Below are 19,588 nucleotides of genomic sequence, written 5' to 3' on the forward strand. Positions count from 1 at the left end.
TCAGTGGCACTTGAAGAGGTCGAAGGGTTCGGCGCAGGACCGGCAGCGCCAGAGCGCCTTGCAGGGCGTGGAACCGAAGCGGCTGATTTCCACGGTATCGGTGGAGCCGCATTGCGGACACTCGACCTGGCGTTCGCCGGCCGGCCGAGGCGGAGCAATGCCATAAGCACGAAGCTTGCGCTTGCCCTCCTCGCTGATCCAGTCGGTGGTCCATGGCGGCGAGAGCGTCGTCTCGATCCTGAAGCCCTCGAAGCCGGCCTTGTCGAGGGCGCTCCGTATGTCGCGCTCGATCACGAGCGTGGCGGGGCAGCCGGTATAAGTGGGCGTGATGACAACGCGGCCACCATCCGCATCGACCTCGCGCACGATGCCGAGATCCACGACCGAGACCACCGGGATTTCGGGATCGGGCACATCGGCCAGGACCGACCATAAGCGATCGGCAATATCGAGGGCGGGCACGGCTACCATTTCGCGTCCGGATAGGTGCGGGGCAGGAATTGCATCGCGCACAGGAGATGGCCGAGATGCTCGCTATGATGGCCGCGCCGCCCGCCCAGGATGGGTCGTTGGTCCTTGGGCGCCTCCAGGGTCGCCTGGTCCAGCACCGCGAGCAGCTTGCGATCATAATCGGCGCGAAAGGATGCGGGATCGGCGCCGATACCGCGCGCCAGCATTTCCTCGCCGACAGAGTCCATTTCGAACAATTCGGGGATGAAACGCCACATCCAGTCCAGCCCGGCGGCCATGCGCCGGTGGCTTTCCGCTGTGCCGTCGCCCAGGCGAACCACCCATTCCTCGGACAATTCCTGATGGTAGGTGACTTCCTTGACCGACTTGGCGGCAACGGATGCGATCAACTCGTCCTTCGATCCGATCAGCCGTTCCAGCAGCATCTTCTGCCAGGTGGAAAAGAGGAACTGCCGCGCCATCGTCTGGGCGAAGTCGCCATTGGGCTGCTCGACCAGCACGCAATTGCCGAAATCCATCACGTCGCGACGGAAGGCAAGCGCATCGCCGTCCCGCCCCTGCCCTTCGATCTGGCCAGCATAATGAAGAAAATGCGTTGCCTGCCCGATGAGGTCGAGCGCCATGTTGGCCAGGCTGAGATCGACTTCCACCGAAGGGGCATGACCCGTCCATTCGGACAATCTCTGCCCGAGGATCAGGCCGTCGTCGCCGAGACGCAGCACATATTGGAATAAAGCCTGGTCCATCAGATGTGGGTGATCCCGTCAGGAATGTCGTAGAAGGTCGGATGCCGGTAAATCTTGTCCTCCGCCGGCTCGAACATGGGACCGTCGTCGGCCGGATCGGAGGCGATGATCGATGCCGACGGCACGACCCACAGGCTGACGCCCTCCATCCGCCGCGTATATGTATCGCGAGCATGACGGATCGCGATCTCCCCGTCCGGCGCGTGGACGCTGCCGACATGGCGGTGCGAAAGCCCGCCCTTCGACCGGACGAAGACTTCCCAGAGCGGCCAATCCTTGCTCATCAGGCGGCCGCCTTCTTTTCCGCGTGCTTGGCGGCGTAAGCGTCGGCTGCCTCGCGCACCCAGGCGCCCTCTTCCCAGGCGTCGCGCCGGGCCTTCATACGTTCCTTGGCGACCGGGCCTTCGCCGCGCACGACCGCGTAGAATTCCTCCCAGTCGAGTATGCCGAAATCATAGGCGCCCCGTTCCTCGTTCCATTTGAGGTCCGGATCGGGAAAGGTAAGCCCGATCGCCTCGCCTTGCGGCACGGTGATGTCGACGAACTTCTGGCGAAGCGCGTCGTTGGTGTCGCGCTTGATTCGCCAGCGCATCGACTGGGCCGTGTTGGGACTGTCGTCATCGGGCGGACCAAACATCATCAGCGACGGAAACCACCAGCGGTCGAGCGCGTCCTGCGCCATGCGCTTCTGCTCCGGCGTACCGGCGCACATCGCCATCATGATCTCGTAGCCCTGGCGCTGATGGAAGCTTTCTTCCTTGCAGACGCGCACCATCGCTCGGGCATATGGCCCGTAGGAGGTGCGCTGCAGCGGCACCTGGTTCATGATCGCCGCGCCATCGACCAGCCAGCCGATCGCCCCCATGTCCGCCCATGTCAGGGTGGGATAGTTGAAGATGGTCGAATATTTGGCTTTGCCGGAATGGAGCGCCTCGATCATTTCCTCGCGCGAGGTACCGAGCGTCTCGGCGGCGGAATAAAGATAAAGGCCATGGCCCGCTTCGTCCTGAACCTTCGCGAGCAGGATAGCCTTGCGCCGGAGCGAAGGCGCGCGTCCGATCCAATTGCCTTCCGGCAACATGCCGACGATCTCCGAATGGGCATGCTGGGAGATCTGACGGGTCAGGGTGCGCCGATAAGCTTCGGGCATCCAATCCTTGGGTTCGATGAATTCGTCGGCGGCGACCCGCGCCTCGAAAGCTGCCAGCTTCTCCGGATCCTCGATGCCGTCGACGGCCTTCGTCTTCTGCAATTCGGTGGTGTACATAGTCAGACCCTCTCGATCACCATGGCGATGCCCTGGCCGACGCCAATGCACATCGCACATAAGGCATAACGTCCACCCCTGCGCTGGAGTTCTTCGGTGGCGGTCAGCACGAGCCGCGCGCCCGACATACCGAGCGGATGGCCGAGCGCGATGGCGCCGCCATTGGGATTCACATGGTCGGCATCGTCGGGAAGGCCGAGTTCGCGAAGCACCGGCAGCGCCTGGGCGGCAAAGGCCTCGTTGATCTCGATCACGTCCATGTCGCCGATCGAAAGACCCAGCCGGGAGAGCAGTTTCTTCGACGCCGGCGCCGGGCCCATTCCCATGATCCGCGGCGGCAGGCCGACGACCGCGCCGCCGACAAAACGCGCGCGGGGCGTGAGGCCGTTGCGCCGGCCCGCTTCCTCGGTCGCGACGATCATCGCCGCCGCGCCATCATTCACACCGGACGCATTGCCGGCGGTGACGCTGCCGTCCGGACGCACGATCGGACGCAATTTGGCAAGCGCCTCGACACTGGTCTGGCGCGGATGCTCGTCCTTGTCGACGATGACCGGGTCGCCCTTGCGCTGCGGGATCGTCACGGAGACGATTTCGGCTGCGAAACGTCCCGCTTCCTGCGCCCGACTCGCCTTGTCCTGGCTACGAACGGCAAAGGCGTCCTGATCCTCGCGGCTTACCTTATAATCTTCAGCCACGTTCTCGGCCGTCGACGGCATAGTATCGTCGCCATAGGCCTGCTTCATCTTCGGATTGACGAAGCGCCAGCCGATCGTCGTGTCGTAGATTTCGGCATTGCGATCGAAGGCACCGGTCGCCTTGGCCATCACGAAAGGAGCGCGGCTCATGCTCTCCGAACCGCCGGCGATGATCATGTCCGCCTCGCTGCCGCGCACCACCCGCGCCGCCATCGCCACGGCGTCCATCCCCGATCCGCACAGGCGATTGAGCGTCACGCCGCCGCTGGTGTCGGGCAGACCGGCCAGCAACCCGGCCATCCGGGCCAGGTTGCGATTGTCCTCGCCCGCCTGATTCGCGCAGCCGAGGATGACATCGTCCACCTCGCCCCAATCCACGTCGGCATTGCGATTCATCAGCGCCTTGATCGGGATCGCCGCAAGATCGTCGGCGCGGACATGTGCCAGCGCGCCGCCATAGCGGCCGATCGGCGTGCGGATTGCGTCGAAGATGAATGCGTCGGTTGCCATGCGTGATCCAAAATGAGTAGGAACAATTTTTCTTGCATTAATCGAACGACCGGTCAATCTATTAATTCAGCCAGCGCCGATCCCGTCGACAGGAGCCCCCAATGAAGACCATCAACCTGCTTAATTATGCGCATGACAATTGGGTGGGGGCATCGGGCGGACTCGCCGAGGTCCACAGCGCGGTCACCGGCGACGTCGTCGCCCTGACCGGCAGCGACGGCCTCGATTTCAAGGCGATGCTCGACCATGCCCGCAATGTCGGCAGCCCGGCCCTGCGCAAGATGACGTTTCACGAGCGCGCCTGGATGCTGAAGGATCTCGCCAATGCGATCATGGCCCGCAAGGAGGAATTGTACGAGCTGAATTACGCGACGGGCGCGACCCGCACCGACGGCTGGATCGATATCGAAGGCGGCGCCGGCACCTTATTCTCCTTTTCGTCGAAGGGGCGGCGCGAGCTTCCCAACCAACGCATCCTGATCGACGGCCAGATGGAGCCATTGTCGAAAACCGGCAGCTTCGTCGGCCAGCACGTCTGGACATCGCTGCAGGGCGTCGCCGTCCATATCAACGCCTTCAACTTCCCGGTCTGGGGCATGCTGGAAAAGCTCGGGCCGACCCTGCTTGCCGGCGTTCCGGCGATCGTGAAGCCGGCATCGGCGAGCGGCTATCTGGCCGAACATGCCGTGCGCATCATGATCGAGGCCAATGTCCTGCCGGCCGGCGCGCTGCAGCTGATCATGGGGGGTGTCGGCGACCTGCTCGACCATCTGACGCTGCAGGACGTCGTTTCCTTCACCGGATCCGCCCAGACCGCAATGAAGCTGCAGTCGCATCCGGTGATCGCGCGCGAATCCGTGCGCTTCATCGCCGAGCGCGACAGCCTCAACGCCTCCATCCTCGGCCCCGACGCCGGGCCCGGCACGCCGGAATTCGATCTGTTCATCAAGGAAGTCGCCCGTGAGATGACGGTGAAGGCGGGACAGAAATGCACCGCCATCCGTCGCGCCATGGCGCCGGCGGCGCATCTCGACGCGGTCCAGGAGGCGCTTTCCGCCCGGCTCGCCAAGGCGGTGATCGGCGATCCGCGCCAGGAAGGTGTCACCATGGGCGCGCTGGCCAGCCAGGCGCAGCTCAAATCCGTGCGCGAGGCGGTCGCCACCCTCGCGAAATCGGCCCGGATCGTGTCCGGCGATCCGGAGACGTCGCCCGTTTCCGGCAACGGCGCCTTCATGTCCCCGATCCTCCTCCGCTCCGACGATCCCTGGGGATCGGCAGCGATCCACGATGTCGAGGCATTCGGACCCGTTTCGACGATCATGCCCTATCGCGACCTGGATGATGCGATCGCGCTCGCCAATCGGGGCATGGGTAGTCTTGCCTTGTCGCTCTTCACGTTCGACCAGAAGGTGGCCGAGGAATTCGTGCTGGGTGCCGGCGCCTTTCATGGCCGGATGGTCATCCTCGACCGCACCAGCGCCAGGGAATCGACCGGTCACGGCTCCCCGCTTCCCGTCCTGGTCCATGGCGGTCCCGGCCGCGCCGGCGGCGGCGAGGAAATGGGCGGCGTGCGCGGCGTCACCCATTATATGCAGCGCACCGCCTTGCAGGGCAGCCCGACCGTCCTGTCGTCCATCGTCAAGCAATGGCTGCCGGGCGCGCCCAAGCCGGAGGGCGAGATCCATCCCTTCCGCAAGCGCATTTCGGAGCTGGAGGTCGGCTACACCTTCGCCACGGAAAGCCGGACGGTCAGCCTCGAAGATATCGAGATTTTCGCCCATTTCACCGGCGACACATTCTATGCCCATATGGACGAGGAGGCCGCCAAGGCGAACCCGATCTTCGACGGGAGGGTCGCCCACGGCTATCTGATCCTGAGCTTCGCCGCGGGATTGTTCGTCGATCCCGCGCCGGGTCCCGTCCTCGCCAATACCGGCCTCGAAAACCTGCGTTTCCAGACGCCGCTCTACCCCGGCGATTCGATGCGCGTCACCTTGACCGTCAAATCGAAAAGCGTCCGCAACGAGGAGATGGGGGAAGTCCGCTGGGCCGTCTACGTCTACAACCAGAAGGACGAAGTGGTGGCCAGCTACGACCTGCTCACTATGAACGTCCCTTGATGCGAACAAGAATGGGGTGGTGATGTGACGATTCTGGTCATCGGACGCGAGGACGTCCGCCGCGAGCTGGACTATAAGAGCTGCATCGAGCTGATGCGATCGGCGATGATCGCATTGTCACGCGGCGAGACGCTGCAGATTCCACGCCAGATCGTGCGCATGGACAATGGCCGGATGTTCGGCGTGATGCCCGGCGCCATGGGCGGACAGCGCGAGTTCGGCGCCAAGATCGTCAGCGTCTTTCCGGAAAATCACGCGCGCGGCCTGCAATCCCACCAGGGTCCGGTGATCTTGTTCGAGCCGGAAACGGGCACGTTGACGGCGATCGTCCATGCCGGCGAGATCACGGCGATCCGCACCGCGGCGGCAAGCGCGCTCGCCACCGATCAACTGGCCCGCGCCGATGCCGAGATCCTGGCGATCCTCGGCTATGGCGACCAGGCCCATTCGCACGTCCGCGCGATCAGGGAGGTCCGCAAGCTCAGCCAGATCCGCGTCTGGGGCCGGGACATTGCCAAGGCGCGCGCCTTCGCCGAGGAAATCGGCGCCGAAGTCGGCATCGATTGCCACGCCTTCGACAGTGTCGCCGAAGCGGTGCGTGACGCCGACATCATCTGCACGACCACGGCCGCCCAGGAACCGATCCTGTTCGCCAAGGATGTGGCCGCGGGGACGCATGTGAATGTGGTGGGGTCCAGCTTCGCCGGCCCGGCCGAGATCGACAACGCGCTCGTCCTGCGCAGCCGCTATTTTGCCGATCATCGGGAGCATGTGCTGGCCCAGGGGGCAGAGTTCATCCGCGCGCGGGAGGCCGGCCTGATCGACGAAGGCCATTTGCTGGCGGAGATCGGCGAAGTGCTGGACGGGACCAAGGCAGGCCGGGGTGCCGATGACGAGGTGACGATCTACAAATCGCTCGGGCACGTCGTCCAGGATCTCGCGTCGGCCTGGCATCTCTATCAAAAGGCTTCCGAGGGCGGCTGGGGGACACGTGTCGCCTTCTGAGGCGCGCCTCCCCTCCGGGCCCGCCTGCCGGGCGCGCGGCACCGGCTGATGGCGCGCCCGCAATCGGCCGATTACGCGCAACGCCGGGAGGCGATCGTCGAAAAGGCGGCGGAGCTTTTCGCGGCCAAGGGCTTCAACGGCGCGTCGATGGCCGAGCTGGCCGCAGCCTGCGAGACCTCCAAGTCGCTCTTCTATCATTATCATCCATCGAAGGAGGATGTCCTCCATGCGGTGATGGCGTCCCATATCGATCAGCTCGCATCGGACGTGGAGGACGTCGAGCGATTGGGCGCCGGCCCGGCGGACCGGCTAGCTGCCCTGATCCGGACTTTCATGGATCATTATGTCGGCGCCGCAAGCCGGCAGAAGGTGCTGCTGAACGAACTGGTCCATCTCCCGGCCGACCGGCGCAAAGCCATCGTCGAAAAGCAAAGGATGGTGATCGATGCCGTCCAGCGCCTGCTGTGCGCCGTCCATCCCGCGCTGGGCGCGAACCAGGACCGGGCAAAGGTCGAAACCATGTTGTTGTTCGGCATGATCAACTGGACCCACACCTGGTTCGACCCCGAGGGGCCGGTGTCGGCCGACGAGGTGGCCGACATGGTCGTCGAGCGGGCGCTTGCGCCGATGAAGACGGCCTAGACATTTGAATAGAGGCTGAGTCACGTCATCGGTGGAAGCGCGAGCGCCTCCAACCAGGATCCGGACCCTAGAATGATCAGTCTCTAGGATGGCTCGATGACGGCACCGCCGATGGTCCTGGAAAAACCCTGGAATTCGGCAATGGCGCGGCCGCCCTCCCCCGTCACCTTGACCTGATAGACGCCGGAGCGGCCGACCAGGGCTTGCTCCTCGGCCTCGGCGACCAGGATTTCACCTTCCTGCGCGGCATCCAGGAAGACGATCGATGCCTGTGCGGCGACAGTCCTGACGTTGCGACTGTTGCAGGCATAAGCGAAAGCGGTGTCGGCCAAAGCGAAGACCATGCCGCCATGGGCGATACCGTGACCGTTCAGCATGTCGGGCCGAAGCGACATGCGAATGCGGGCATAGCCTTCCCGGACCTCTTCGATCCGGATGCCCCAGGCCGGGCCGGCGCCCTCCTGTTCCAGCATCGTTGCCGCGATCTGTGCTGCCAACTCGTTTGCGCTCACGCCCTGTCCTTCGCTAATGCCGGCGCATGGCTTACCGAACAATCGACTTCAAGCAAGCGGGCGGCATCGCCCGACTGACGCTCAACCGCCCCGATCGGCTCAACAGCTTCACGGTGGAGATGCATGAGGAGGTCGCCCGCGCCCTGGAAGGGGCCGGCGACGCGCGGGTGCTGATCATCACAGGCGCCGGTCGCGGATTCTGCGCCGGCCAGGACCTCAATGACCGCGCCGTCGCGCCCGGCGAGAAGGTCGATCTCGGCCATTCGGTCGAATCCTATTATAATCCGCTGATCCGCAAGCTGACGTCGCTGCCGATGCCGGTGATCGCACGCGTAAATGGCGTGGCGGCGGGGGCAGGCGCGAACATCGCGCTCGCCTGCGACATCGTCGTCGCCGCCAAATCCGCGAAATTCATCCAGTCCTTCGCCAGCATCGGCCTCATTCCCGACAGCGGCGGCACCTGGGTCCTTCCGCGTCTGGTCGGGCAGGCGCGCGCCCTTGGACTTGCCCTCACCGCCGAACCGCTGCCGGCCGAGAAGGCCGCGGAATGGGGCCTGATCTGGAAGGCGGTCGAGGATATCGAGCTGGACGCGGAAGTGGACACGCTCGCCGCCCGCTTCGCCACCGCCCCGACCCGCGGCCTCGCCGCCATCAAGAAGATGATCCGCGCGAGCTGGACCCACAGCCTGGACGAGGAACTGGACCTCCAGCGCGATGCGATGCGCGAACTCGGCTATAGCGACGATTATCGCGAGGGCGTTGCCGCCTTCATGGAGAAACGCACGCCGCGATTCACCGGGCGCTAATTCGCCGGATCGACGGATACCTTGGCCCTATGACGCCCGGCACCACCGGGAGGGTCGATCCCCTCCTGCTTCGACAGCGACGCGCGGTCACATCCAGGGCAGCAGCCCGCCACGCATGCCCACCACGAAGGCCAATGCAAGGAAGAGCAGGATGGCAAGCGCGTGCCGGACGACCGCCCATGTGGTCCATCCGGCCCGGTCGCCGGCCGTCCGCCGCAGCCCGATGATCATCAGCACCAGAGCGGCGATCGTGGCGATCGTCGCCAGCAACGCCGACAGGGAGGATAGCATCAGCAAGGTCGGCGGGAACGGCGCCTTGTCGTTCATGTCGGGCAGGAGCGACAGCAGCAGGAAGAACAGGCCCATAGCGATCAGCCAGAAGGCGCCAGCGGCCAGCAGCGCATGATGCGACCGGCGCTGCGCGACGACCGGAGAGGTGGTCGCCCGCCGCGCGAGGAACGCCACCCACAGACCGAACGAGGTGATGAGTGTAAGGATGGCGAGATTGGTCAGCAGGGACGGATTCATCAACGGCCCCGACCGCTCGAAGCCGCTGGCGAGCTGATAATAGATTTTCGCCTTGCCTTTGTCGTCCAGCCCGAAATTGAGATAATCGTCACCGACCGCCGCCCGGAACTGACCCGGCTTTCCGGCGGGCACCCAGGCGCGTGGCGATCCGCCGCCGCTGGTGATCAGATAACCTTCGGGCGTCACCGACACTTTGGACACGCCTCCCAGCAGGCCCATGAACCCTTCGAGGCCGGAATAGGCACGGCGGGTGTTGACATAGAGCCCCTCATAATCCGCCGCCCTTGCGGCCAACGCCTTGTCGCCCGGACGCTGCATCGGCGCCTCGCCGACATAGAAGCGGTTCACGATGGCGGCCGACAGCGGCACGGCGACTCCGAAGCCGCCTTGGGTGTTGGTGCTGATGAAGATGCCGAGATCGAGATCGGGGATCAGATCCATATAGGTGAAGAAGCTGCTCGTGCCGCCGCCATGGCCATAGCCCTTGAACCCGCCCGGCAGCGTGTTGACGATCATGCCATGGGCCCAGCCGTTGGAGCCTTCCGGCACGTTCATGATCGGCGTCCGGAACAATTGCGCGGTCTGCGGCCCGAACATGGAGACGCCATCGAGCGTGCCGTTGCGCAAATGCATGCGCATGTAGCGGGTCATGTCCTCGGCCGTGGTCGAGATCGACCCGGCGGCCGCGACCTGGGTGATATAGTCATAGGTGGTCGGTTCGAAGCGGCCGCCCTTCCAGCGGAAGCCGCTCGACCGTTCGTCGGCAAGCGCCTTGGGCATCGGCTGCGGGATTCCCTGCCGAGGTTCATAAGGCTCGCGGAACGTGCTGTGCGTCATCTTCAGCGGCCCGAAAATATCGCGGTCGGCAAGCGTCTCGAAATCCACGCCGTTCAAACGCGCGAGAATCTCACCGGCCAGGACCAGGCCGTAATTGGAATAAGAGGAGATCAGGCCGGGCTCGCGCACGCGATCGGGTCTGTGTTTGGCGAGATATTGGGCCGGCGGTATGATGCGTTCCGGCGTGTCGACGAACAAATGCCCTGCCGAAACATCCTCCATCCCCGGGGCATGGGCCATGAGATCCACGATACGGATCGGATTCTTGAAGCCCTGATCGGGTATCTGCAGTTCCGGCGGCAAATGCTGGTTGATCGGATCGATAAGCTTCAGCCGGCCCTTCTCGACCTCTCGCATGATCAAGGTCCAGGTCATCGTCTTCGACAGCGAGCCGATCCGGAAAAGGGTCTTGCGCGGATCGACCGGCCGAACGGGATCGATGCCGGCGAGGCCGTAGCCCTTGAGCAGGACCGTCCGGTCGTTCTGGACGATGCTGACGGTGGCACCGGCTATATGCTCATTGGCCATGGCGCGACGCAGATATCCATCGACGAAGGCTTCGAGCTCGGCTGGCGGGATCGGCGTGCCGCGCGCCAACGTCTGAGCATTTGCGGGCGCAGCGTCCGCGGAGGCGGGGCTATCAGCCGCGGCCGGGACGGTGGCCGCCGCCTCATTCGCCGGCGCAGGCGCCGTGGCCACCTGGGCGCCGATGGCGACAGCACCGGTCAGAAGCAAGCCGAAGAAGAAAGATTTATAGCCGATCATGCGCCACCCCCATTGCAAGCGACAGGCCCGATATTTCGGTGCCGTGATGATCAGATATCGGCGCGTTGGCCGACGAAAGTCAATGCAACGAAAACCAGCTCGTCAGACGATGTTCATCCCGCTCAATTGCGAGGCGCCTGCCGACGATAGCTGAGCGCTTCGGCAACATGGACGCGGGTAACGCCGTCGCTGCCCGCCAGATCGGCGATCGTGCGGGCGACGCGGAGAACGCGATGAAAACCGCGCGCCGATAGTCGCATCGCCTCGGCCGCTTGCGCGAGAAGCTGCCGCCCCGGCTCATCCGGGGTTGCGACCTCCTCGAGCAATGCGCCGTCCGCCTCGGCGTTGGAGCGGACCGGATGCGCTGCATAGCGCGCCGTCTGGATATCGCGGGCCGCCTTCACCCGCGCCGCCACCTCGGCCGAGCCTTCGGCCGGCGGCGGCAGGACGAGATCGGCGGCGGAGACGGCCTGCACGTCGACGTGCAGGTCGATGCGGTCGAGCAACGGTCCCGAAACCTTGGCCTGATAGTCGGCGGCGCAGCGCGGCGCGCGGGAGCAAGCGAGGGCCGGATCGCCGAGATGGCCGCAGCGGCAGGGGTTCATCGCCGCCACCAACTGCACGCGGGCCGGAAAGCTGACATGGGCATTGGCGCGGGCGACGCTGACCGTTCCGGCTTCCAGCGGCTGGCGGAGTGAATCCAGCGCCTGGCGCTGGAATTCGGGAAGCTCGTCCAGGAAGAGTATGCCGAGATGGGCGAGACTCACTTCGCCCGGCCGGACGCGGAGACCGCCGCCGACCAGGGCCACCATCGAGGCGCTATGATGCGGTGCGCGAAACGGACGCCTGCGGACCAGGCGGCCATCGAGGAGCGTGCCCGCAACGCTGGCGATCATCGAGACTTCGAGCGCCTCGGCGGGCGTGAGGTCCGGCAAGATGCCGGGCATACAGGCCGCGAGCAAGGATTTGCCGGCGCCTGGGGGGCCGCACATGAGCAGATTGTGCCCGCCCGCCGCCGCGATCTCGAGCGCCCGCTTCGCGCTTTCCTGGCCTTTCACCTGGCCGAGATCGGGACCAAGGCCCGCTGGTTCCGCTTCTCCCGGCGGCGGTGGCGAAAGCACGGCGCGCCCCTGGAAATGGTTGAGCAGGCCGATGAGGTCGTCAGGCGCGAGCACCTCCATATCGCCCGCCCAGGCGGCTTCGGATCCCTGTGCGGACGGACAGATCAGGCCGAGGTTGCGCGAGGAAGCGTGGATGGCCGCGAGCAGCACGCCCGGCGACGGCGCCAGCCGACCGTCGAGGCCGAGTTCTCCAACGACCACGTAACCCGCGAGCGTCTCCGCATCGACCGCCCCCATCGCAGCCAGCAGGCCGAGGGCGATCGGAAGGTCATAATGGGATCCCTCCTTCGGAAGATCCGCGGGAGAAAGGTTGACGGTGATCCTCTTGGGCGGAAGAGCCAAGCCGATCGCGGTCAGCGCGGAATGAACCCGCTCCCGGCTCTCGGCCACAGCCTTGTCGGGCAGGCCGACCACCAGGAATTTGGGAAGACCACTCGAAATCTGCACCTGCACGTCGACGGCGCGCGCCTCCAGACCGAGAAACGCCACCGTGGCGACATGCGCAACCATTGATTCCCCCTCGTTCGACCGGGCCTGTTTGAAGCCCGGAACAAGAGAAGTCGATAGGATCGCAGTACCGGATTCGCAGGTGAGGAAATCTCCCCTCCGCTGCTCGTCATGCTAGGACGCCTCAACTCATGGAGAATCGAATGGCGATTTGCGACGATGTGACGGCGGCGATAGGCAATACGCCATTGATCCGCCTCAGGCGCGCATCCGAGCAGACCGGGTGCACGATCCTCGGCAAGGCGGAGTTCCTCAACCCGGGCCAATCGGTGAAAGACCGTGCAGCGCTGTCCATCCTGCGCGACGCCCTGGACCGAAAGGCGATCGAGCCGGGCGGGACCGTGGTCGAGGGTACGGCGGGCAATACCGGGATCGGCATTGCGACCGTCGCCAATGCCATGGGCATTCGCAGCATCATCGTCATTCCCGAAACGCAGAGCCGGGAAAAGAAGGAGATGCTTCGCCTGCTCGGCGCCGAACTGGTCGAGGTGCCGGCGGTGCCCTACGCCAATCCGAACAATTATATAAAAGTCTCGGAACGCATCGCCGCGCGGCTCGCCGTCTCCGATCCGCACGGCGCCGTCTGGGCCAATCAGTTCGACAATGTCGCCAATCGCGAAGCCCATGTCAGGACGACAGGGCCGGAGATCTGGACGCAGACGGACGGCAAGGTGGATGGATTCATCTGCGCGGTCGGGACCGGCGGAACCTTGGCCGGGGTGGCGGCCGCGCTCCGGCAGCGCAATGCAGACGTGCAGATCGGGATCGCCGATCCTCCAGGGGCCGCCCTCTATTCCTATTATACGAGCGGCATCCTGGAGAGCAGCGGCACTTCGATCACCGAAGGCATCGGCCAAGGGCGAATCACGCGCAACCTGGAGGGGCTCGCCACCGACGCCGCCTTCCGGATATCCGACGAGGAAGCGGTGCGGACGGCATTCGACCTGCTCGAGCATGAAGGGCTGTGCGTCGGGCTTTCGTCGGGCGTGAACGTTGCGGGCGCCGTCCGGCTGGCAAGGCAGCTCGGGCCGGGCCATGTGATAGTCACCATCCTCGCCGATTACGGCACGCGTTATGCCTCGCGTCTCTTCAATCCGGAATTCCTGCGGTCCAAGGACCTGCCGGTTCCCGCCTGGCTGGAACGCCCGGACAGAATCGACCCGGGCCTGGTATGACAAGCTCCGTCTTGCGGGTGTAACACAGCCTTCCCACATGGGGCCGGATGAAAAGCAGGCAAAGATGGCTGGCCCTGGGCCGCATCCCGGCAGTGCGCAATTGCCTGTTCGGCATTGGCCTGCTGCTGATCCTCCTGTCGCCGGTGGTCGGTATCCTGCCGGGGCCCGGCGGGGTCATCGTCTTCGCCGCCGGTCTTGCCCTCACGCTCAAATATAGCGAATGGGCGAAGCGTTACTATGTCCGCTTCAAGCGCAGACATCCCAATAAAGGCCGCTGGGCCGATTGGGGACTGAGGCGGCGAAGCGCGCGGCGGCGCGAAGCGCTCCGTAAGGATGAAGCCGGCGCCTCGCGGCTCGGCGGCGATTGACTTTGGCCGACGCTTTGCCTATCCGCGCCCCCAACGAGGCGGCCGCCCATTTGGCCGCCCTTTTAATTTCTGATCTTGAGGTATGAGCGATGAAGCGCACCTTCCAGCCGAGCAATCTCGTGCGCAAGCGCCGGCACGGCTTCCGGGCCCGGACCGCGACCGTGGGCGGACGCAAGGTCCTGGCGGCCCGCCGCAGCCGCGGCCGCAAGAAACTGTCGGCCTGACGACACTCACCCGCCGCTCGGATTTCCTGGCGGCGAATCGCGGACGACGCGCGGCCATGCCGGGCTTCGTCCTGCTGGTGCGGGAACGCGGCGACGGCCAGACCCGCATGCGTCTCGGCATCACCGTCACAAAAAAGATCGGCGGTGCCGTTATCCGCAACCGCATGAAACGACGTTTTCGCGCGCTTGCCCGCGACATCCTGCCCGAACACGGCCTGGCCGGGGCCGATCATGTGCTGATCGGCCGCGCCGGCGGCGTGGAGAGGGATTTCGCCCTCCTCCGTTCCGAATTCGAGAGAGCGTTGGCGAAGATCGGGGCGCTGGCAAAGCTCAGGCAATGATCGCGAAGCTTCTCATCCTGATCGCCAAGGGCTGGCAGAGAGGTCCATCGCTGATCCTGCCGCCATCCTGCCGCTTCCAGCCGAGTTGCTCGGCCTATGCAATCACCGCGCTGGGGCGCTATGGGGCGCTGCGCGGCAGCTGGCTTGCCGCCAGGCGACTGCTTCGATGCCACCCGTGGGGCGGCTCTGGTTATGATCCGGTACCATGAGGGGGAATAGGTGAACGACCACCGCAACATGATCCTGGCGATCGTCCTTTCGGCGATCATATTGTTCGGTTGGGGCTTCGTGACCGAACATTATTTCCCGACCGCGACCGCGCCGAGCACCAAGGTCGTCGAGGGCAAGCAGGTCGCCCTTCCCCAGCCCGGGGCAGATCCTTCCGCCGACGCGCCGGTCGCGATCCGGAGCCGCGAAGCCGTTCTCGCGGAGACGCCGCGCGTCGCCATCCAGACGCCGCGCCTCGAAGGTTCGATCAACCTTACGGGCGCCCGAATCGACGATCTCGTGCTCACCACTTACCGCGAGAGCCTGGCCAAGGATTCGCCGCCGATCCGTTTGCTTTCGCCGAGCGGTACGTCCAACGCCTATTTCGCCGGCTTCGGCTGGACCGCCCAGGGTGTGGCGGCGCCCGCTGCCGACACGGTCTGGCAGGCGAGCGGAAACCGGCTCACGCCGACGACCCCGGTCACCCTGAGCTGGGACAATGGCCAGGGCCAACGCTTCGAGATCAGGTTCTCGGTCGACGACGGCTATATGTTCACGGCCGACCAGAAGGTGATCAACACCGGCAACGGCGCCATCGCCGCCCGCCCCTATGCCCTGGTCAGCCGGGCATCCGCGTCGCAGGACCCGGACAGCTGGACCATGCATGTCGGACCCGTGGGTGTCTTCAACGGCGCCGCCAATTACGATTTCGGCTATGACGATATCATAGACGAAGGAGACCAGAATTTCACGTCGCGCGGCGGATGGCTGGGCTTTACCGACAAATATTGGCTGACCGCACTGGTCGCGGACCAGGGCAGCAATGTCGACGCCTCGTTCCGGCGCGGCCCCTCCGGAAGCTTCCAGACCGACTTCGCCGCGGCGCCGGCCATCGTCCCGGCCGGCAAAGCCGTCAGCTATCAATCCCGATTCTTCGCCGGCGCCAAGGAAGTCCAGCTCCTGGAAAAATATACGGACGCCGGCGTGCCCCGCCTCGACAAGGCGATCGACTGGGGCTGGTTCGAATGGTTCATGAAACCGATCTTCTCGCTGCTCAACTGGCTCTATGACGTGATCGGCAATTTCGGCCTCGCCATCATCGGCCTGACCCTCATCGTCCGGATCCTGATGTTCCCGATCGCGCAGAAACAGTTCCGGTCGATGGCGGGCATGCGCGTCCTCCAGCCCAAGATGAAGGCGCTGCAGGATCGCTACAAGGACGACAAGCCCAAGCTGCAGCAGGAGATGCTCAAACTCTATCAGGAGGAAAAGGTTAACCCGATGGCGGGCTGCCTGCCGATCCTGATCCAGATCCCGATCTTCTATGCGCTCTACAAGGTGCTGATGCTGGCCGTGGAGATGCGCCACAAGCCGTTCTTCCTGTGGATCAAGGATCTGAGCGCGCACGATCCGCTGACGCCGGTCAATCTGTTCGGCTACCTGCCCTTCACGCCGCCGACTTTCCTGGCTCTCGGCGTGCTGCCGATCATCCTCGGCATCACCATGTGGCTGCAATTCAAGTTGAATCCGCCGCCGATGGATCCGGTGCAGAAACAGGTGTTCGCCTTGATGCCATGGGTCTTCATGTTCATCATGGCCCCGTTCGCCGTGGGACTCATCATCTACTGGATCACCAACAACATCCTGACCATCGCGCAACAAAAATGGCTCTACAGCCGGCACCCCGGGGCGCTCGACCAGCCGGTAGCCAAAGCGGAGACGAAGTGACCGAGGACCCGGAGAAGGCGGACCTGGACGAGGCCGCCCGGAAGCTTTTTTCCGGGCCGATCGCCTTCCTCAAATCCGCGCCCTCGCTTGAGTTCCTTCCGGACCCCGAGGTAGAGGAAGTGGCCTTTGCCGGCCGGTCCAACGTCGGCAAATCGTCGCTCCTCAACAAGCTCACCAACCGACGCGATCTCGCCCGTACCTCCAACACGCCGGGGCGGACCCAGGAACTCAATTTCTTCGACGTCGGTACGCCGCTCAAGGTCAGGCTGGTCGACATGCCGGGCTATGGCTTCGCCAAGGCGCCGAAGGACGTGGCGCGCAAATGGCGCTATCTGGTCAACGATTATCTGCGCGGCCGTCAGGTTCTCAAGCGGACATTGCTGCTGGTCGACAGCCGTCACGGCATCAAGGAAATCGATCGCGAAATCATGAAAATGCTGGACGATGCCGCAGTCAGCTACCGGGTCGTGCTCACCAAGGCGGACAAGATCAAGGCGAGCGATTTGCGCGAGGTCGAGGCCCTGACCGCCGAGGAAGCGCGCAAGCACCCCGCCGCCCATCCCGACATAATCACCACGTCCAGCGAAACCGGTCTGGGTATCGATCAGTTACGCAAGGCAGTGATCGAAGCGATCGGCTAGACCATGATCGTTTCGGATTGAATCAATCCGGAGCGTGAATCATGGTCCAAACATCTGATCAGCCGCTAAGGAGAGACATGCTCAAGCTCATCATCGGCAACAAGGCCTATTCCTCCTGGTCGATGCGCGGCTGGCTGGCCGTCAAGCAATCCGGTCTCGCCTTCGAAGAGATCACCGTTCCGATGTTCGGCGAGGATTGGGACAAGAGGCGCGAAGGCGACGAGTTCGCGCCATCCGGCGGCAAGGTGCCCATCCTGTGGGACGACAAAGCGGTGATCTGGGACAGCCTGGCGATCATCGAATGGCTTGCCGACAAGACCGATCGCGCCCGCTATTGGCCCAAGGACGAGGTGGCGCGGGGAATGGCCCGCTCGATGGCGGCGGAAATGCACTCCTCCTATCCCAATCTCCGGCGCGACCTGAGCATGAACGTGCGCAAGCAATTCCCGCCGCGCGAGCTTTCCGAAGACGTCCGCACCGAGATCATGAGGATCCTGGAATTGTGGGCGCAGGCGCGTGCGCGCCACGGCAGCGGCGGCCCTTATCTGTTCGGCGATTACAGCGCGGTCGACATCATGTTCGCGCCGGTCGTCACCCGCTTCGTCACCTATTCGATCCCCGTCCCCCGCTTCGCGGCGGCCTATATGGAAGCGATGCTGAGCCACGCATGGACGCGCGAATGGCTGGAAGCGGCCCAGGAAGAACCGTGGGTGATCGAGCGCTACGAGGCTGCCGCCGAATAGGGCCGCCCGTCCTTGCGGACGAAAGTGCGGCTTGCTCCGTCATAATGGAGATCCACGTCGGGATAGTGGCATGGCCCCGCCGCCGTCCGTCCGATGGCAACGAATATGCACTTTTCGCCGGATTCGTTGACCAGATGATGACCATTGGCCACGCCCTTGGGGAAGACCGCGCAATCGCCCGGGTGCAGGATCGACCTTCCTTCGTCCTCGATCAGCACCGCCTCGCCCGAGAGCATGACGACCAGTTCGTCCTCATCCTCGTGCCAGTGGCGCTGGGAAGACATCGCCCCAGGTTCGAGGATGACGTGGCTGGCGCCAAAATCCTGGAGCCCGAATATGTCCCCCAGCCTGCTTACCAGCCGGCCGGCCACGTCCGAGGCGAAGGGTTCGGGATAGCCGGTGCGGTTGGAGCGCGGAACGGCAGCGAAATCGACCTTGGGCATATCTTTCTCGTCACTGGGCAAGAGGCGGACCACTTGCTACTCGACTGACCATGACCATCGCAATCGATCCTGTCGCGCTCGCTTCCCGCCTCATCGCCTGTCCGAGCGTGACTCCCGCGAGGGGCGCGGTGTTCGACATATTGGAAGAAGCCCTGGCCGCGCTCGGGTTCGAAGTCCACCGGTTCATAGTCGGCGAGGCGCCGGACGGCCCGGTCGAAAATCTGTTCGCCTCGCGCGGTTCGGGCGCGCCGCATTTCGGCTTTGCCGGGCATCTCGATGTCGTTCCCTCCGGCGGCGGCTGGGACAATGACCCGTTCGAACCCACTATCAAGGACGGCCTTCTCTACGGGCGCGGCGCGGTCGACATGAAAGGCAGCATCGCCGCCTTCGTCGCCGCCTGCGCGGACGTGAGCGACCATCACGGCACGCTGAGTTTCATCATCACGGGTGATGAGGAAGGACCGGCGACTTATGGCACGCCGGCGCTGATGCGCTGGATGGAGGCGCGCGGAATCCGGCCCGACATGATATTGATCGGCGAGCCGACATCGGAGAACCGGCTGGGCGACGTCGTCAAGATCGGGCGGCGCGGGTCGGTCAATATGTGGATCACGATCCCCGGTATTCAGGGGCATGTCGCCTATCCGCATCGCGCCGACAATCCGGTGACCAAGCTCGGCCGCGTGCTCGTTGCGCTCGATGCGATCCGGCTCGACACCGGCAACCAGCAGTTCCAGCCGTCCAACCTGGAAGTGACCACAGCCGATGTCGGTAATCCCGCCGGCAACGTGATCCCCGGGAGCGCCAGCGCCCGGCTCAATATCCGCTTCAACAACGAGCATCGCGGCAGCGACCTGGTCGTGCTTGTCCGGCGGACGGTCGAACAGGCCGCGGCCGGCGCGACCGTCGAAGCGAAGATATCCGGAGAAGCTTTCCTGACGCCGGCCGGTCCCCTCTATGACATCGTCACCAAGGCGATCGAGGAAGAGACGGGTATCAGCCCCCAACTCTCCACCGCCGGAGGCACTTCGGACGGGCGCTTCCTGATCGCCTTATGCCCGGTAGTGGATTTCGGCCTGCCCAACGGCACCATGCACAAGATAGACGAAGCCGCCGCCGTCGCCGACATTCACGGCCTGCGCAGAATCTATGCGGGCGTGATACGGCGCGCGCTCGCTTGAGC

Annotated in this window: 22 protein-coding genes; 13 read left to right on the forward strand and 9 right to left on the reverse strand. The window is 64.5% G+C overall.

The genetic code is table 11. The annotated features are described in order from the left end of the window. From paaD to pcaF, 5 genes are read right to left on the reverse strand one after another with little or no spacing between them, the layout of a single operon-like run. Positions 1–471 carry a 1,2-phenylacetyl-CoA epoxidase subunit PaaD gene (gene paaD, locus RQX22_RS13470; protein ID WP_315727063.1) on the reverse strand — a complete coding sequence of 157 codons (471 nt, stop codon included), beginning with the start codon at positions 469–471 and terminating at the stop codon, positions 1–3. Next, positions 465–1,217: a 1,2-phenylacetyl-CoA epoxidase subunit PaaC gene (gene paaC / locus RQX22_RS13475; RefSeq protein ID WP_315727064.1), complete on the reverse strand. Its 753-nt coding sequence runs from the start codon at positions 1,215–1,217 to the stop codon at positions 465–467. Before paaC ends, paaD begins: the two co-directional genes overlap by 7 nt. Further along, a complete protein-coding gene (gene paaB, locus RQX22_RS13480) occupies positions 1,217–1,501 on the reverse strand; it encodes a 1,2-phenylacetyl-CoA epoxidase subunit PaaB (RefSeq protein ID WP_410001642.1) in 285 nt (94 codons plus the stop codon). Before paaB ends, paaC begins: the two co-directional genes overlap by 1 nt. Then, positions 1,501–2,484 carry a 1,2-phenylacetyl-CoA epoxidase subunit PaaA gene (paaA, locus tag RQX22_RS13485; RefSeq protein ID WP_315727065.1) on the reverse strand — a complete coding sequence of 328 codons (984 nt, stop codon included), beginning with the start codon at positions 2,482–2,484 and terminating at the stop codon, positions 1,501–1,503. The genes paaB and paaA overlap by 1 nt, the downstream gene beginning before the upstream one ends. Before the next feature lie 2 nt (positions 2,485–2,486). Then, positions 2,487–3,692: a 3-oxoadipyl-CoA thiolase gene (pcaF, locus tag RQX22_RS13490; RefSeq protein ID WP_315727066.1), complete on the reverse strand. Its 1,206-nt coding sequence runs from the start codon at positions 3,690–3,692 to the stop codon at positions 2,487–2,489. Between the two features lie 101 nt (positions 3,693–3,793). On the opposite strand from pcaF, the gene paaZ reads away from it, so the two are divergent. Genes paaZ through RQX22_RS13505 form a run of 3 tightly spaced genes read left to right on the forward strand, consistent with a single transcriptional unit; the run spans position 3,794 to position 7,459 of the window. Then, positions 3,794–5,812, forward strand: coding sequence for a phenylacetic acid degradation bifunctional protein PaaZ (gene paaZ / locus RQX22_RS13495; protein ID WP_315727067.1), 2,019 nt, complete (start codon positions 3,794–3,796; stop codon positions 5,810–5,812). A gap of 24 nt (positions 5,813–5,836) precedes the next feature. Continuing rightward, the gene (locus tag RQX22_RS13500; protein WP_315727068.1) at positions 5,837–6,817 is read left to right on the forward strand and encodes an ornithine cyclodeaminase family protein; all 981 of its coding nucleotides are present in this window, start codon (positions 5,837–5,839) and stop codon (positions 6,815–6,817) included. Positions 6,818–6,865: 48 nt separating this feature from the next. Continuing rightward, positions 6,866–7,459, forward strand: a complete 594-nt coding sequence (locus RQX22_RS13505) for a TetR/AcrR family transcriptional regulator (protein WP_315727069.1) — start codon at positions 6,866–6,868, stop codon at positions 7,457–7,459. Between the two features lie 83 nt (positions 7,460–7,542). Here the strand turns inward: RQX22_RS13505 and paaI are convergent, their stop codons facing one another. Then, positions 7,543–7,971, reverse strand: coding sequence for a hydroxyphenylacetyl-CoA thioesterase PaaI (gene paaI / locus RQX22_RS13510; RefSeq protein WP_315727070.1), 429 nt, complete (start codon positions 7,969–7,971; stop codon positions 7,543–7,545). A gap of 26 nt (positions 7,972–7,997) precedes the next feature. On the opposite strand from paaI, the gene paaG reads away from it, so the two are divergent. Beyond that, on the forward strand, positions 7,998–8,777 hold the full coding sequence (gene paaG / locus RQX22_RS13515) for a 2-(1,2-epoxy-1,2-dihydrophenyl)acetyl-CoA isomerase PaaG (RefSeq protein WP_315727071.1): 780 nt from the start codon (positions 7,998–8,000) through the stop codon (positions 8,775–8,777). A gap of 87 nt (positions 8,778–8,864) precedes the next feature. On the opposite strand, the gene RQX22_RS13520 is transcribed toward paaG, so the two are convergent. Together RQX22_RS13520 and RQX22_RS13525 are read right to left on the reverse strand one after the other, a co-directional pair. Next, the gene (locus RQX22_RS13520; protein ID WP_315727072.1) at positions 8,865–10,907 is read right to left on the reverse strand and encodes a serine hydrolase domain-containing protein; all 2,043 of its coding nucleotides are present in this window, start codon (positions 10,905–10,907) and stop codon (positions 8,865–8,867) included. A 122-nt stretch (positions 10,908–11,029) separates the two neighbouring features. Continuing rightward, positions 11,030–12,538 carry a YifB family Mg chelatase-like AAA ATPase gene (locus RQX22_RS13525; RefSeq protein ID WP_315727073.1) on the reverse strand — a complete coding sequence of 503 codons (1,509 nt, stop codon included), beginning with the start codon at positions 12,536–12,538 and terminating at the stop codon, positions 11,030–11,032. 140 nt (positions 12,539–12,678) lie between these two features. Between RQX22_RS13525 and RQX22_RS13530 the strand changes: the two genes are divergently transcribed. From RQX22_RS13530 to RQX22_RS13565, 8 genes are all read left to right on the forward strand, one after another. After that, complete coding sequence (locus RQX22_RS13530; RefSeq protein ID WP_315727074.1) at positions 12,679–13,710, forward strand: cysteine synthase A; 1,032 nt, start codon at positions 12,679–12,681, stop codon at positions 13,708–13,710. Positions 13,711–13,757: 47 nt separating this feature from the next. Beyond that, positions 13,758–14,078 (forward strand): hypothetical protein, encoded by a 321-nt coding sequence (locus RQX22_RS13535; protein ID WP_315727075.1) that lies wholly within the window; start codon positions 13,758–13,760, stop codon positions 14,076–14,078. 89 nt (positions 14,079–14,167) lie between these two features. Then, positions 14,168–14,302: a 50S ribosomal protein L34 gene (gene rpmH / locus RQX22_RS13540; protein WP_315727108.1), complete on the forward strand. Its 135-nt coding sequence runs from the start codon at positions 14,168–14,170 to the stop codon at positions 14,300–14,302. Next, the gene (gene rnpA / locus RQX22_RS13545) at positions 14,299–14,643 is read left to right on the forward strand and encodes a ribonuclease P protein component (protein WP_315727109.1); all 345 of its coding nucleotides are present in this window, start codon (positions 14,299–14,301) and stop codon (positions 14,641–14,643) included. The genes rpmH and rnpA overlap by 4 nt, the downstream gene beginning before the upstream one ends. Beyond that, entirely contained in the window at positions 14,640–14,852 is a 213-nt protein-coding gene (gene yidD / locus RQX22_RS13550) for a membrane protein insertion efficiency factor YidD (protein WP_315727076.1), read from the forward strand. The genes rnpA and yidD overlap by 4 nt, the downstream gene beginning before the upstream one ends. Positions 14,853–14,862: 10 nt before the next feature. Next, a complete protein-coding gene (gene yidC / locus RQX22_RS13555) occupies positions 14,863–16,578 on the forward strand; it encodes a membrane protein insertase YidC (RefSeq protein ID WP_315727077.1) in 1,716 nt (571 codons plus the stop codon). Continuing rightward, the gene (gene yihA, locus RQX22_RS13560) at positions 16,575–17,219 is read left to right on the forward strand and encodes a ribosome biogenesis GTP-binding protein YihA/YsxC (protein ID WP_315727078.1); all 645 of its coding nucleotides are present in this window, start codon (positions 16,575–16,577) and stop codon (positions 17,217–17,219) included. The genes yidC and yihA overlap by 4 nt, the downstream gene beginning before the upstream one ends. A 77-nt stretch (positions 17,220–17,296) precedes the next feature. Then, the gene (locus RQX22_RS13565) at positions 17,297–17,962 is read left to right on the forward strand and encodes a glutathione S-transferase family protein (protein WP_315727079.1); all 666 of its coding nucleotides are present in this window, start codon (positions 17,297–17,299) and stop codon (positions 17,960–17,962) included. Here RQX22_RS13565 and RQX22_RS13570 read toward each other — a convergent pair. Next, positions 17,941–18,405, reverse strand: coding sequence for a cupin domain-containing protein (locus tag RQX22_RS13570; RefSeq protein ID WP_315727080.1), 465 nt, complete (start codon positions 18,403–18,405; stop codon positions 17,941–17,943). The two genes, RQX22_RS13565 and RQX22_RS13570, sit on opposite strands and share 22 nt — an antisense overlap. A gap of 50 nt (positions 18,406–18,455) precedes the next feature. On the opposite strand from RQX22_RS13570, the gene dapE reads away from it, so the two are divergent. Next, positions 18,456–19,586, forward strand: coding sequence for a succinyl-diaminopimelate desuccinylase (dapE, locus tag RQX22_RS13575; RefSeq protein WP_315727081.1), 1,131 nt, complete (start codon positions 18,456–18,458; stop codon positions 19,584–19,586). Positions 19,587–19,588 lie beyond the last annotated feature (2 nt).

The organism is Sphingosinicella rhizophila (genome assembly GCF_032378825.1).
Taxonomy (GTDB): Bacteria; Pseudomonadota; Alphaproteobacteria; order Sphingomonadales; family Sphingomonadaceae; genus Allosphingosinicella; species Allosphingosinicella rhizophila.

What these genes read in the sequence shown, in the direction of transcription:
- paaD (WP_315727063.1), bottom strand. Translation starts at nt 471, where the DNA reads ATGGTAGCCGTGCCCGCCCTCGATATTGCCGATCGCTTATGGTCGGTC.
- paaC (WP_315727064.1), bottom strand. Translation starts at nt 1,217, where the DNA reads ATGGACCAGGCTTTATTCCAATATGTGCTGCGTCTCGGCGACGACGGC.
- paaB (WP_410001642.1), bottom strand. Translation starts at nt 1,501, where the DNA reads ATGAGCAAGGATTGGCCGCTCTGGGAAGTCTTCGTCCGGTCGAAGGGC.
- paaA (WP_315727065.1), bottom strand. Translation starts at nt 2,484, where the DNA reads ATGTACACCACCGAATTGCAGAAGACGAAGGCCGTCGACGGCATCGAG.
- pcaF (WP_315727066.1), bottom strand. Translation starts at nt 3,692, where the DNA reads ATGGCAACCGACGCATTCATCTTCGACGCAATCCGCACGCCGATCGGC.
- paaZ (WP_315727067.1), top strand. Translation starts at nt 3,794, where the DNA reads ATGAAGACCATCAACCTGCTTAATTATGCGCATGACAATTGGGTGGGG.
- RQX22_RS13505 (WP_315727069.1), top strand. Translation starts at nt 6,866, where the DNA reads ATGGCGCGCCCGCAATCGGCCGATTACGCGCAACGCCGGGAGGCGATC.
- paaG (WP_315727071.1), top strand. Translation starts at nt 7,998, where the DNA reads ATGGCTTACCGAACAATCGACTTCAAGCAAGCGGGCGGCATCGCCCGA.
- RQX22_RS13520 (WP_315727072.1), bottom strand. Translation starts at nt 10,907, where the DNA reads ATGATCGGCTATAAATCTTTCTTCTTCGGCTTGCTTCTGACCGGTGCT.
- RQX22_RS13525 (WP_315727073.1), bottom strand. Translation starts at nt 12,538, where the DNA reads ATGGTTGCGCATGTCGCCACGGTGGCGTTTCTCGGTCTGGAGGCGCGC.
- RQX22_RS13530 (WP_315727074.1), top strand. Translation starts at nt 12,679, where the DNA reads ATGGCGATTTGCGACGATGTGACGGCGGCGATAGGCAATACGCCATTG.
- RQX22_RS13535 (WP_315727075.1), top strand. Translation starts at nt 13,758, where the DNA reads ATGAAAAGCAGGCAAAGATGGCTGGCCCTGGGCCGCATCCCGGCAGTG.
- rpmH (WP_315727108.1), top strand. Translation starts at nt 14,168, where the DNA reads ATGAAGCGCACCTTCCAGCCGAGCAATCTCGTGCGCAAGCGCCGGCAC.
- yidD (WP_315727076.1), top strand. Translation starts at nt 14,640, where the DNA reads ATGATCGCGAAGCTTCTCATCCTGATCGCCAAGGGCTGGCAGAGAGGT.
- RQX22_RS13565 (WP_315727079.1), top strand. Translation starts at nt 17,297, where the DNA reads ATGCTCAAGCTCATCATCGGCAACAAGGCCTATTCCTCCTGGTCGATG.
- RQX22_RS13570 (WP_315727080.1), bottom strand. Translation starts at nt 18,405, where the DNA reads ATGCCCAAGGTCGATTTCGCTGCCGTTCCGCGCTCCAACCGCACCGGC.
- dapE (WP_315727081.1), top strand. Translation starts at nt 18,456, where the DNA reads ATGACCATCGCAATCGATCCTGTCGCGCTCGCTTCCCGCCTCATCGCC.